This window comes from Mycobacterium sp. URHB0044, from assembly GCF_000620625.1.
Classification (GTDB): domain Bacteria; phylum Actinomycetota; class Actinomycetes; order Mycobacteriales; family Mycobacteriaceae; genus Mycobacterium.
On record NZ_JIAW01000028.1, the window covers coordinates 21,710 to 33,859 of the forward strand.

At 67.8% G+C, this 12,150-nt stretch carries 12 protein-coding genes; 2 read left to right on the top strand and 10 right to left on the bottom strand.

Annotated features, from left to right (window positions below):
• Positions 1-19: 19 nt before the first annotated feature.
• Positions 20-322: a hypothetical protein gene (locus N536_RS0133505; RefSeq protein ID WP_029117606.1), complete on the top strand. Its 303-nt coding sequence runs from the start codon at positions 20-22 to the stop codon at positions 320-322.
• 147 nt (positions 323-469) lie between these two features.
• Here the strand turns inward: N536_RS0133505 and purH are convergent, their stop codons facing one another.
• The 7 genes from purH to N536_RS0133540 all read right to left on the bottom strand — a co-directional run bounded on the left by purH (position 470) and on the right by N536_RS0133540 (position 8,023).
• On the bottom strand, positions 470-2,059 hold the full coding sequence (gene purH / locus N536_RS0133510) for a bifunctional phosphoribosylaminoimidazolecarboxamide formyltransferase/IMP cyclohydrolase (protein WP_029117607.1): 1,590 nt from the start codon (positions 2,057-2,059) through the stop codon (positions 470-472).
• A complete protein-coding gene (gene purN, locus N536_RS0133515) occupies positions 2,056-2,685 on the bottom strand; it encodes a phosphoribosylglycinamide formyltransferase (RefSeq protein WP_029117608.1) in 630 nt (209 codons plus the stop codon). Before purN ends, purH begins: the two co-directional genes overlap by 4 nt.
• 9 nt (positions 2,686-2,694) lie before the next feature.
• Positions 2,695-4,119, bottom strand: a complete 1,425-nt coding sequence (locus N536_RS0133520; protein ID WP_029117609.1) for a DUF6350 family protein — start codon at positions 4,117-4,119, stop codon at positions 2,695-2,697.
• 61 nt (positions 4,120-4,180) lie between these two features.
• On the bottom strand, positions 4,181-5,059 hold the full coding sequence (locus tag N536_RS0133525) for a DUF5336 domain-containing protein (protein ID WP_029117610.1): 879 nt from the start codon (positions 5,057-5,059) through the stop codon (positions 4,181-4,183).
• A gap of 110 nt (positions 5,060-5,169) precedes the next feature.
• Complete coding sequence (gene sfnG / locus N536_RS0133530) at positions 5,170-6,300, bottom strand: dimethylsulfone monooxygenase SfnG (protein ID WP_029117611.1); 1,131 nt, start codon at positions 6,298-6,300, stop codon at positions 5,170-5,172.
• 57 nt (positions 6,301-6,357) lie between these two features.
• On the bottom strand, positions 6,358-7,527 hold the full coding sequence (locus N536_RS0133535; protein WP_029117612.1) for a type III PLP-dependent enzyme: 1,170 nt from the start codon (positions 7,525-7,527) through the stop codon (positions 6,358-6,360).
• Positions 7,499-8,023, bottom strand: a complete 525-nt coding sequence (locus tag N536_RS0133540) for a hypothetical protein (protein ID WP_029117613.1) — start codon at positions 8,021-8,023, stop codon at positions 7,499-7,501. Before N536_RS0133540 ends, N536_RS0133535 begins: the two co-directional genes overlap by 29 nt.
• A 127-nt stretch (positions 8,024-8,150) precedes the next feature.
• On the opposite strand from N536_RS0133540, the gene N536_RS0133545 reads away from it, so the two are divergent.
• The gene (locus tag N536_RS0133545) at positions 8,151-8,999 is read left to right on the top strand and encodes an LLM class F420-dependent oxidoreductase (protein ID WP_029117614.1); all 849 of its coding nucleotides are present in this window, start codon (positions 8,151-8,153) and stop codon (positions 8,997-8,999) included.
• Positions 9,000-9,268: 269 nt separating this feature from the next.
• On the opposite strand, the gene N536_RS43400 is transcribed toward N536_RS0133545, so the two are convergent.
• The 3 genes from N536_RS43400 to sucD form a co-directional block, all read right to left on the bottom strand.
• The gene (locus N536_RS43400) at positions 9,269-9,394 is read right to left on the bottom strand and encodes a hypothetical protein (protein WP_255358533.1); all 126 of its coding nucleotides are present in this window, start codon (positions 9,392-9,394) and stop codon (positions 9,269-9,271) included.
• Between the two features lie 179 nt (positions 9,395-9,573).
• Positions 9,574-11,109, bottom strand: coding sequence for an acetyl-CoA acetyltransferase (locus N536_RS0133555; protein WP_029117615.1), 1,536 nt, complete (start codon positions 11,107-11,109; stop codon positions 9,574-9,576).
• 133 nt (positions 11,110-11,242) lie between these two features.
• Positions 11,243-12,145 carry a succinate--CoA ligase subunit alpha gene (sucD, locus tag N536_RS0133560; protein WP_029117616.1) on the bottom strand — a complete coding sequence of 301 codons (903 nt, stop codon included), beginning with the start codon at positions 12,143-12,145 and terminating at the stop codon, positions 11,243-11,245.
• Positions 12,146-12,150: the final 5 nt, after the last annotated feature.

Here is a 12,150-nt window from a genome sequence, read left to right on the forward strand (position 1 = left end):
GACGAGGCAGGTGGTTGCGATGACGCACGACCCCTTCGGGACGGTCGACACGAGCGACTATGCCTCCGGCGAGGTCCTGTGCCTCCTGGACCGAGACGTGACCGAGCTGTTCGCCGACGTCGACGCGATTCTGTGCGCCGCGCTGCAACCGCGCCGACGCCCACCGGCACCTCCGGCCACCGGGTGTGCCCTTGACGGGCCCCGGTGGGCCGGATGGTCGTTGGACGGATCCGCCCGCGCACGTCGTGAGTGGACCCGCCGACATGCCGGACCGGTTAGGGCGACGCAGCGCGGCCCTCCGGAGCCACGCTGGTCGAACTGACGAGAGGAAGGTGAGGAGATCACACAGTGGAACGGCGGCTACGGTCTGCCCCCTTTGCGCACGATGGGCGCGTTGAAGTACTGGACGCGCCAGTGCCCGTTCGGTGAATGATCGGGGCAGACCGCCAGCCGCCCAATCCAATTGGCGCTAATGCGCGAAGTGGCGGGCACCCGTCAGGTACAGCGTGATGCCCGCCGCCTCAGCGGCTTGAGTCACGATGTCGTCGCGCATCGATCCGCCCGGATGGACGATCGCCTGCACGCCCGCCGCCGTCAACGTCTCCAGCCCGTCGGGGAACGGGAAGAACGCGTCGGATGCCGCGACCGAGCCGGGCACCCTGTCGCCGCCGCGCTCGACCGCCAGCCGTGCCGCGTCGACGCGATTGACCTGACCCATGCCGACGCCGATGGTCGCACCGCCCTTGGCGATGACGATCGCGTTGGACTTCACCGCACGGCAGGTGCGCCAGGCGAACACCAGATCGGCCAACGTGTCTGGGTCAGCCGGTGAGCCGGTGGCCAGCGTCCAGTTGGTCGAGTCGTCGCCTTCGGCATCGATTGCATCGCGCTGTTGCGCCAGCAGTCCGCCGCTGATCTGACGGAACTCGGTGCCGCCCACCAGGGGCTCGGCGGCCACCAGCACGCGAATGTTCTTCTTGCGCGCCAAGATGTCCACGGCGCCCGGATCATAGGCGGGCGCGATGATGACCTCGGTGAAGATGTCGGCGACCGTCTCGGCCATCTCGACGCTGACGGCCGTGTTGGCCGCGATGACGCCGCCGAACGCACTGAGTGGATCGCACTCGTGGGCCTTGCGGTGCGCATCGGCGACCGACACCGACGACACGGCGATGCCGCACGGGTTGGCGTGTTTGATGATCGCGACGCAGACGTCTTCGTGGTCGAACGCCGCGCGCCATGCCGCGTCGGCGTCGGTGAAGTTGTTGTAGGACATCTCCTTACCGTGCAGCTGCTGCGCCTGCGCCAGACCGGGCCACGCGCTGGCGTCGGTGTACAACGCGGCGCTCTGGTGCGGGTTCTCGCCGTAGCGCAGCACCGCCGAACGACGCCAGGTGCCCGCGAACCACTGCGGCAGCGATGCGGGGGCCTCGGATCGTTCCGGGGACAGCGTCGAGCCCATCCACGTCGCCACCGCGACGTCGTACTCCGCGGTGTGGCGGAACGCCAACGACGCCAACCGCTTTCGCTCGGCGAGCGTGAAGCCACCCGCTCGCACGGCGGCGAGCACGCCGTCATATCCGAGCGGCTCGACCACCACTGCGACGCTGGGATGGTTCTTGGCCGCGGCGCGCACCATCGACGGCCCGCCGATGTCGATCTGCTCGACGCACTCGTCCTCGCTCGCGCCCGACTCGACCGTCTCGGTGAACGGGTAGAGGTTGACCACCACCAATTCGAAGGCGGCGACGCCGAGCTCCTGCAGCGCGGCAAGGTGCTCCGGCTTGCGGGTATCGGCGAGCAGACCGGCGTGCACGTGCGGGTGCAACGTCTTGACCCGGCCGTCGAGCACCTCGGGAAAACCGGTGACGTCCTCGACCGGGGTCACCGGAACACCAGCTGCCGCAATGGTCTTCGCCGTCGACCCGGTGGATACGATGGCCACGCCCGCCTCGTGCAGCCCGAGCGCGAGATCCGCAAGGCCCGTCTTGTCGTAGACGCTGATCAGCGCCCGCCGAATGGGGCGCCTGCCGTCCGGCTGGCCCTCGTGTTCCGTCATCCCATGGCCGCCTTTCGTCCCGTCCACGTCACGCCGCGTGTTGCCATCGCGGCGAGCACATCCACCAACAACCGTCGTTCGACGACCTTGATCCGCTCGTGCAGGCTGGCCTCGTCGTCGCCGTCGAGCACCGCCACCGCCTCCTGCGCCAGGATCGGCCCGGTGTCGACGCCCTCGTCAACCAGATGCACGGTGCAACCCGTGAGCCGGACACCGTAGGTCAGTGCCTCGAGCACCGCGTGAGCGCCGGGGAACGCGGGCAGCAGGGCCGGATGCGTGTTGACCACCCGGCCCAGGAAACGGGAAAGGAACTCCCGCCCAAGGATCTTCATGAAGCCCGCCGACACCACCAGGTCGGGCCGATGCTCCGCCGTCGCGGCCGTGATGGCGGCGTCCCACGCCGCGCGATCGGGATGGTCTCCGAGGCGCACGGTGTAACCCGGCACCGAGGCCTCCGCCGCCACGTCGAGCGCACGGCACGCACGATCCGTACCGACCGCAACCACCCGCGCCGGGTAGTCGCCAGTCGCGGCGTCCAACAACGACTCCAACAATGAACCCGTGCCCGACGCCAGGACCACCAGCCGCGCCGGCGCACTCGGGGGCACGCGGAGCTCAGGCAGCACGGGTGCAGCCTAATCGGCCGGTCTGCGCGCCTCGTCGCTGGTGGCGTCCGGCTGGGAGATCTCGGCGTCGTCGTCGGTGATGAAGTGCGCCTCGGGGTCGTCGTCGAGATCGTGATGACGCACCGCACGGGGCACGTCGTCGAACGGAGGTGCGGCGAACACCGGCTCGGTCTCCGCCTCCTCGACGACGGGTGCGTCGAATTCCACGGGTTCGTCGAATTCGACGGGTTCATCGGGCTCGACGGGTTCATCGGGCTCGTCAGGCAGTGGCGCTGCCACGACGACGGGCGCGGGCCTCGGCTTGGGACGCCGGGCGATGCCGCCGGTCATCGCGACGGTCAGGCCGCCGATCCCGACGAACCACAGGAAGACGGCCGGACCGAAGGTGGCCTGGTCGACGCCCACGTCACCGAAGTTTCCCAGCTTCCCCCCGCCCGCGTAACCGAGCAGCGCCATGACGACGGCGGCCAGCGCCGACGCCACCGCCAGCTTGGCCGCTGCCAGCGGCAAGGTCAGGGGCCGCCGCGCACACTGCTGGCCGACCGCGACCGCCGAGGCGGCGGCCACGATGAGCAGTGCCACCCAGACGGGCCCCAGCGGCGGAGAGGGAACGGCGGCGAGCACCGGCACCGCGGGAACGTCACCGCCGAGGACGGTGAAGGAGCTGAACGTGGCCAGCCCGATGTGCGCGCTGGACCCGACCGCGACGGCAGCCGTGCCGACGATGACGTTGGGCACGTACAGCACCGACAGCAGCGTGAGACTGAACTGGCCGAACACCGAGTCCGTGATGGCGTACAGATCGTGCATCGTCGCCCAGTGCACGACCATCGATCCGACCGCGACCACGCCGGAGAGCCCGAACAGCGCCAGAACCCCGGCTGCCGCCGCCCGCACGGCCTCCGGCAGCCAGCCCGGCACCTGCGCGGCCATCGAGGGACGCCGCACCACGCGCGACCCGACGCCGATCACCGCACCGATGAGGTGCACCGCCAGCACGCCGCCGAAGGCGCGCAGCGCGCTCGGCGTCTGAAGTTCGGTCAGGACGGACGACGCGTCGTGGATGATCGCCAACGCGATCGCGGCGATCAGCATCGGCCCGCCGACCGCTGACGCGACCACCCAGCGGACGACGAACCAGGAGCTGCCGGGGCGCAGGGCCGCAGCTGTGGTGCGGGCGGCGCCGAACACCATCGCGAGCACGGGAAGCAGCGGCATCACACCGAGTTCGCGGCCACCGATGGAGACCGGGACCTGATGGACGCCGAGCCACGTGGTGGCGATCGCGCCGGACGCGCCCGTCATGTCGCTGTTGACGATCAGCAACTGCAGCAGAACTACCGCTGCGATGATGACCAGCGCGATCACTGACGGCCCGAACGCGACCCTGAGCAGGTCGCGGGCCTGACGGGTGCCGACTGGCCGGTTGTCCACTAGACGCGTCGCTCCTCGCACGAGCTGGTGCGCGCGAACACGGCATGCGCGCCGCTAGTGATTATGACGGCGGAGGAGCCGATTGCTGCGTAGCGGGCTGCTGTGGCTGTCCCGATTGTTGCGACGACCCCTGAGTCCCCTGGTTTCCGGACCCGCCGGAGGACTGGGGTTGGCCGAAGGTCGGGAAGCCGGTCGGAGGGGTGGGCGGACCGGAATGCTGCTGCGGGTTCTGGGATTGGAAGCCGCCGGTCGACGGGTTGCCCGGGTACCCCTGGCCCTGGCCGTACTGCGGCTGGTAGCCCGGCCGCTGCTGCCCACCCTGTTGCTGCGGGTACTGGCCCGGGTGCTGCTGCTGGCCCTGGGGTTGGCCGTAGTAACCGCCAGGCGCGCCGTACGGGTTGTACTGCTGCTGTTGGTCGTACTTGGGCTTTGGCGCGGGCGCGGTGATGACGCCGGCGTCCAGCAGCAACCACGCCACCGCGGCGATGGCCTGCAGCAGGCTGAATGCGATGACCAGGTACAGCGCCCAGTCGATGGTGGCGCCGCTGGGCGCGTTGATCACCTCGGCGATGACCAACAGGAAGGCCAGGACGGCGACGACAGCGACGACCCCGACGAAGTTGCGCTGCTTGGGCACCAGGCTCACCCCGGCCAGAAGCGCGGCCAGGACCGCAGCCACCAGGGCGATGCCCAGGCCCAGGGTGCTACCGCTGGCGGACCCGAGCTGAGGAAACTCCGAGTTGGAGATGGTGAACTGCGGGCCGAAGCTCGACAGGTAGACCGCGAGGCCGAGCACCGCGACGGCGGCGGCCAGGTACAGGGGCAGCTTGCTCGCGGCCGGGGTCTCGGATTCTGGCGCCGTGGACAACTGCTGCGTCTGCGCGGAGAACTGCGTCGTTGGGGTGGATGAATAACCGGGGCTACCTGGCGGGTAGGTCATGACCTCTCCTGTGCTCGATTCGACCATCCACGCTAGCGCACGGCCGCGCGGGCCAAAACGCCCTGCGGCGCATCGGACCCGCACCGGCGCCGCGAGCAAACCGTCCGCGTTCAGACCGAGACGAGCACCGGCGCGTCGCTCGAATTCTGTTCGGACTCCTCGATTTCACGCACCAGCGGCAGGACGTTGGAGCCGAAGTACTCGATCTCCTCCTGAAAGTGGAGGAAACCGCCGAGGATCAGGTCGACGCCGCGTTTGCGGTAGGCCGCGATGCGTTCGGCGATCTGCTCGGGCGTCCCGATCAGCTGGGTGCGGAACCCGTCGTTGTACTGCACCAAGTCCTCGAACGACGAGTCGGCCCACATGCCCTTCTTGTCGCCCGTCGAGTTGCCCGCCTGCTGCACGGCACCACGGAAACCCTCGACGGCGGGCTTGTTGGCCTTGTCGATGATCTCCCGGAGCGTGTCCTTCGCCTCCTTCTCGGTGTCCCTGGCGATGATGAAGCCGTTCAGCCCCACCTTCACCTCGCGGTTGACCGTGCGGGCATGGTCTCGGACCTCGACGACCTGTTCGGAGATGCCGTCGAAGTCCTTGCCGTTGGAGAAGTACCAGTCGGAGTAGAGCCCGCCGTTGCGGCGCGCGGCCGTCGAGTTACCGCCCTGGAACAGTTCGGGGTTGGGCCGCTCGGGCGTGTTGAGGGGCTTGGGCTTCAACGTGAAGTCGTGGATGCGGTAGAAGTCGCCGCGGAAGTCCACGTCGTCCTCGGTCCAGATCTTGCGCAGCACCTGCAGGAACTCCGCGCTGCGGCGGTAGCGCTCGTCGTGCTCCAGCCACGGCTCGCCCAGGTGGGTGAACTCGTCCTTGAACCAGCCCGAGACGACGTTGACGGCGAAGCGCCCGTTGCTCAGGTGATCGGCGGTGGCGCCGAGCTTGGCGAGTACTGCCGGCTGCCACAGTCCCGGATGGACGGCGGCGATGACCTTGAGCCGTTCGGTGGCCAACAGCAGCGCCAGGCTGAAGCTGGTGGACTCGTGCTGGAATTCGGCGCCGTAGCTGGCCTCGTACCGGACCTGGGACAGCGCGTACTCGAATCCGTTGTTCTCCGCGGTCTGCGCGAGCTTCTTGTTGTACTCGTAATTCCAGTCGGTGCGCTGTTCGATGTCACTGGTCACCAGACCGCCGCTGACGTTGGGCACCCAGTAGGCGAACTTGACGTGATCGGCGATGCGTTCGGTGGTCATGGTGTGCCATCCCAGCAACACCGGACCACGGCGTCACGGGTAACGATCGGGATGAACCTAAGGGTGGGACACCACGATGGGCGTCTCCGCGATGCCGTTGAATCGCGACGAGGTCACCGACGTGTAGGCGCCCATCATCGGGCTGACGACGACGTCGCCGACGTTCAGCGCGGGCATCGGGTAGTCCCGCGCGACGACGTCGACGCTGTCGCAGGTGGGCCCGGCGAGGGTGACGTCCTCGAGTGGCATGCAGTGGCGGTCCCCGTCGACTTCGTCGAGCGCGAGGATCGGCGGGTGGACGTCCTCGGTCATCACGTTGGAGTAGCTGCCGTACAGGCCGTCGTCGAGGTAGTGCCACGTCCGGCCCGCCCGGATGGCGCTGCCGACGACGCTGGTCAGCAGCGTCATGCAGTCCGCGACGAGGAAGCGGCCCGGTTCGGCGAGCAGGGTGAGGTTCCTGCGACGCGGCCCCAGCACGTCGTCGACGACGTCGGCGATGGCGCCGATGGGCGGGGCGTCCTCGCGGTAGGACACGGGAAAGCCGCCACCGATGTCGATGGTCGACACGTGCAGTCCCAGCGTCCGCTCGACGTGTCGGGTCAGCTCCAGCGTCGCCTGCAACGCGTCCCGGAAGGGCTGCACCGACGAACCCTGGCTGCCGACGTGGAAGCTGAAGCCCGCGAATTGAACCCCGGCTGCGACGACGTGTTTGACGAGCAGTTCCGCCTCGGCCGGGTCGGTGCCGAACTTCGACGACAGGTCCGACTTCGCCGTCGGATTCGGGAACGCCAGGCGCACCAGTATCCGGATGTCCGATTCCCGTCCGACGAACTTCTGTGCCTCACAAGGGTTGTCGACGACGAACGTGCGGACGCCGCACTTGTAGGCGTAGTCGATGTCGGTGGCCTTCTTGATCGGATGCGTATGGATGCAACGGGCCATGGGAACGCCGAGTGACCGCACCAGGTCGACTTCGGCGCTGCTTGCGACGTCGAAGCTGCTGCCGCATGCCGCCAGCACGGTCAACACGGCGGGGTGCGGCAGGGCCTTGACCGCATAGTGCAGTCGGAAGCCGCGCAACCGCTCGGTGAGAAGCGAGTACTGCGCGGCCACACGGTAGGGGTCCAGCACGAGTAGCGGGGTGCCGTGTCGGGCGACGAGTTCCCGCCACTGCGTGCTGCTGCGCCGCAGCGCGTCCCTAAGCTGCGACCGGCGCTGCGGATCCATGTCCCACCTCCCCCGCTGCGGGCCGGCGCACTGCCAGCAGAGACTGGAATCGCTCGTAGCTGAAGATGGCCAGAACGTAGAAGCCGACGTCGGCGATCAGCTTGGCGAAGATCCAGCCCGCGACCATGCCACCGAAGAGGATCGGCCCGAGATAGAAGGCCAGCGGCCTGATGAGCGCGCTGTCGATCACCTCGGCGGGCCCGAACTCGATCGCGACGCTGCGCAGGGCGAGACCGTTGGCGCTGGCCGCCCGTCGCATCCTCGGCAGGTGGTGGTGTGCGCGGTAGGTGGTGCGTACCGCCGCCGTGTAGGCCGCAGCGTAGTACCCGGCCGACGCACCGATGGTCGCGACGATGGCCGCAGCGGCGAACGACCCGGTGACCGCGTAGGCGATTGCCGCCCCGCCGAATTCACATGTGGTTCCGGCGATTTCGCACGGTAGGTAGCGCCGTACCCACTCGAGCAGCTTTCGTCGGCGCGATCGTTCGATGCCCATGACCCGAACTGTGCCGTCGTCGCCGCCCCGGGTCGTGAGTAGAGGACTACGCGAGTTCGGGGCGCACAAAGGTGAGTAGCGGGTACCCCACCTTGCCCTTCGGACTAGAACACGTTCTAATTCTGGAATGGACTACGGGCTCGTTCTCTTCACCAGCGACCGCGGGATCACTCCGGCGGCGGCCGCCAAGTTGGCCGATGACCACGGCTTTCACACCTTCTACGTGCCCGAACACACCCACATCCCGATCAAGCGGGAGGCGGCGCACCCGACCACCGGCGACGAGTCGCTACCCGATGACCGCTACATGCGCACGCTGGACCCGTGGGTCAGCCTGGGCACGGCGGCCGCGGTGACGTCGCGGGTGCGGCTGTCGACGGCCGTCGCGCTGCCGGTCGAGCACGACCCGATCACGCTCGCGAAGTCCATCGCGACGCTCGATCATCTGTCGGGCGGCCGGGTCAGCTTGGGCGTCGGATTCGGCTGGAACACCGACGAACTCGCCGACCACAACGTTCCGCCGGCACGGCGCCGCACGATGCTGCGCGAATACCTCGAGGCCATGCGGGCGCTGTGGACGCAGGAGGAAGCCGAATTCGACGGTGAATTCGTCAAATTCGGACCCAGCTGGGCCTGGCCCAAGCCCGTCCAGTCGCACATCCCCGTGCTGGTGGGCGCTGCAGGCACTGAGAAGAACTTCAAGTGGATCTCTAAGTCCGCCGACGGCTGGATCACCACGCCGCGCGACTTCGACATCGACACCCCGGTGAAGCTGCTGCAGGACACCTGGGCAGCGGCCGGCCGGGATGGCGCGCCGCAGATCGTGGCACTGGACTTCAAGCCCGACGCCGAGAAGCTGGCTCGTTGGGCCGAACTCGGCGTCACCGAGGTGCTGTTCGGCCTGCCCGACAAGTCCGAGTCCGATGTGGCGTCCTACGTGGAGCGTCTGGCGGGCAAGATCGCCGCGTTCGCGTAGGGCACGTCACCCTGCCCGCGGCCGACCCGTCGCCGAGATCTGCCACAGGGCTGTCGCCCCGCCAAAATCGCGACCATAGATGCAGAATTCACCGCACCGAGTATTGGCGCGGCATATTCGCGCATCCCGACGATGACCATCCCCTGGAATGAACCACATGGTCGAGCGTGATGCCGACCGGTCGCCGACGGCGACAACCGTCCTGCAGATCTCGCCACACGCACCCTCGACTTCTGCATGGTTGTCGTGCACCCGGCTAAATCGCGACGCTACTGCAGAACTCGGCGCGCCAACCCGTCGCCCGCGAGTTGGGCGATCACTAGCAGGACCTTCTGATTCGGGTAGTCGACTACGCACGCCTTGATGGGCGACGGAGACGACAGTTCGTTGGGCAAGAGGACTCCGCTCAGCGGAACGACCCGGGAGGAACGCCATGCACTCCATCAGCCCACACATCGTCCAGGTATTCGACGACCCGCACGCCGAACATCGCCGCGTAAAGCGGGCAAGCATCCGCCACCGGTTCGAGTCGAAGGGGCGCGTGCCTCGACGTCAGGCGAAGTGACAGCCCGGTTCAGGCCAGTGACGCCCGGTTGATGCCGTCCTCCGTCGACTTCACCGCGATGTGAGCACCCAACGGGTCACCGTCGGACATCAGAGCCACCAGGTCCTCGTCCTCGGTGATGGCCAGGAACCGGCTGTCGTCCGATTCGAGCCTCCCGATGATGATGCCCGTCCGAACCGGCCAGTCGTAGCGCACCGAGTAGGTCTCGATGGTGGCCCGGCCGTCCGCATTGCGGGTGACGGACACCTTCGGCAACGCCGCGATGTCGGCCTGCAGCGCCTTGCTGCGGTCGGCCGCCCAGTCGGCGGGTTCGGTCGAGTACACCCCGACCGAGTACTTGCTCATGACACCGCCGTTCGCGCCGACAAGACCGAAAGCACCCGGCTTGTCCCGCATTTCGGCGACCGTCTCGGCAATCCCGTGCAGCGAGTAGCTATTGCCGGGTCCGCCGAAGTACGGCAAGCCACCGGTGAGGGTCAACCCTCTCGGATCGTCGGCCGCCAGCCCGAACGCATCGCAGACGGCGAAGACGGGGAACGGGAAGCAGCTGTAGAGGTCGAAGGTCGCGACGTCGTCCATGCCGATGCCCGCCACCCGAAGCGCCTCTGCCACTGCTTGTTTCGCCGAGATACTGTCGCCGACGTCCGCGCGGTCCAACAGGTCCTGCTCCGTTTGGTTGGCGTGCCCACGCAGATACACCCACTTCTCCTCGGGCACACCCAACCGGCGGGCGGCCGCCACCGACATCACCAGCACCGCGGCGCCCTGGTTGACCTGATCGCGGGCCACCATCAACCGCGGATACGGGTCACAGATCATCCGGTTCTCATCGGTGACCGTCACGAGCTCCTCGACCGAACGCTCCACCGGCGACGACGAAAAGGGATTCTTCGCAGCCACTTTCGAGAACGGCGCGAAGAGCTCGGCCATCTCTCTGCGGTAGTCGCCGACGCCGAGACCCAGCCGGCTGCGGCGTGCGTTGTCGAGCAGCCCGTACTGCACGGGCGCGCCGGTCAGACCGTGCGACGCCGTGTACTCGCTCATGTACTGCTCGAAGCCGTACCCACGATCCTCGAGCTGGCCGCCGACCGTCTCACTGTGGTCCGGCTTGTCTTCGCGGCGCGCAAAGGTCTTCAGCGTAGAACCGTTCTCGGAGCCGAGGATCAACGCGACCTCGATGTCACCCGACGCGATCGCGCCGCCGAACTCCGTGACCAGCTTCTGCGGGCCGTTCCCGCCGATGGACTCGAGCACCGCGCGCGCGGGATCAGCGCCTACGCGCCGCGCCACCGATCGGACATAGTTGTCCGAACAGCCCAGCGGAGGCTTCCCGAACGGAGTACAGATCTCGAACTGCCGCAGCCCCACGAACACCTCGATGGCCTGTGCCACCGCGCCCGCGTCGGCGCCGGTGTCGGCCAGCGCGGCCCGCACGCCCTCGGTGGCCAGTTCGACGGCGGACATGCCGCGGTAGTCCGGGTCGTCGATGCGCTCGGTGAACTGCCCGACGCCGACGATGACGGGGGTGCGGGGATCGACCGGCATTACGAACCTCCAGGAATGTGTTAGTTCGTCACGCTAACCGATAACTGGAACACGTTCCAATCCCGCCGAAATAGAATTCCCTGTCGTCCACCTTGCGGCTCGACGACAGGGAATGCTATTTCGGCGTTGCGGACTAGAGGTTCTGCAGGATCTCCCGAGCCAGCGACGCGGTCTCGGACGGCGTCTTGCCGACCTTCACGCCCGCAGCCTCGAGGGCTTCCTTCTTGCCCTGCGCGGTGCCCGCACCGTCGGAGACGATGGCGCCGGCATGGCCCATGGTCTTGCCCTCGGGCGCGGTGAAGCCCGCGACGTAACCGACGACCGGCTTGGAGACGTTGGCCTTGACGTAGGCCGCGGCCTTCTCTTCGGCGTCGCCACCGATCTCGCCGATCATCACGATGACCTTGGTCTCGGGGTCCTTCTCGAACGCCTCGATGGCGTCGATGTGGGTGGTCCCGATGACCGGGTCGCCGCCGATGCCGATGGCGGTGGAGAAGCCGAGATCGCGCAGCTCGTACATCATCTGGTAGGTCAGCGTGCCGGACTTCGACACCAGACCGATCGGGCCCTTGCCGGTGATGTTGTTCGGCGTGATGCCGACCAGCGACTCGCCGGGCGTGATGATGCCGGGGCAGTTCGGCCCGATGATGCGGGTCTTTTCGCCCTTCTCGACGTTGTAGGCCCACGCATAGGCGCTGTCCTGCACCGGGATTCCCTCGGTGATGACGACCAGCAGCGGGATCTCGGCGTCGATGGCCTCGATGATGGCGTCCTTGGAGAACGCCGGCGGCACGAACGCGATCGACACGTCGGCGCCGGTCTCCTTCATGGCCTCCGCGACACTGCCGAACACCGGCAGCTCGACGTCGTTGCCGTCCTTGTCCTTGTGCGACACCTTGGTGCCTGCCTTGCGGGCGTTGACGCCGCCCACGACCTGGGTGCCGGCCTTCAGCATCAGCGCGGTGTGCTTGGTGCCCTCGCCGCCGGTGATGCCCTGCACGATGACCTTGGAGTCCTTGGTCAGAAAGATTGCCATGTTGT

Coding starts and splice junctions, on each gene's coding strand:
- N536_RS0133505 (WP_029117606.1), top strand. CDS start 20: ATGACGCACGACCCCTTCGGGACGGTCGACACGAGCGACTATGCCTCC.
- purH (WP_029117607.1), bottom strand. CDS start 2,059: ATGACGGAACACGAGGGCCAGCCGGACGGCAGGCGCCCCATTCGGCGG.
- N536_RS0133525 (WP_029117610.1), bottom strand. CDS start 5,059: ATGACCTACCCGCCAGGTAGCCCCGGTTATTCATCCACCCCAACGACG.
- sfnG (WP_029117611.1), bottom strand. CDS start 6,300: ATGACCACCGAACGCATCGCCGATCACGTCAAGTTCGCCTACTGGGTG.
- N536_RS0133535 (WP_029117612.1), bottom strand. CDS start 7,527: ATGGATCCGCAGCGCCGGTCGCAGCTTAGGGACGCGCTGCGGCGCAGC.
- N536_RS0133540 (WP_029117613.1), bottom strand. CDS start 8,023: ATGGGCATCGAACGATCGCGCCGACGAAAGCTGCTCGAGTGGGTACGG.
- N536_RS0133545 (WP_029117614.1), top strand. CDS start 8,151: ATGGACTACGGGCTCGTTCTCTTCACCAGCGACCGCGGGATCACTCCG.
- N536_RS0133555 (WP_029117615.1), bottom strand. CDS start 11,109: ATGCCGGTCGATCCCCGCACCCCCGTCATCGTCGGCGTCGGGCAGTTC.
- sucD (WP_029117616.1), bottom strand. CDS start 12,145: ATGGCAATCTTTCTGACCAAGGACTCCAAGGTCATCGTGCAGGGCATC.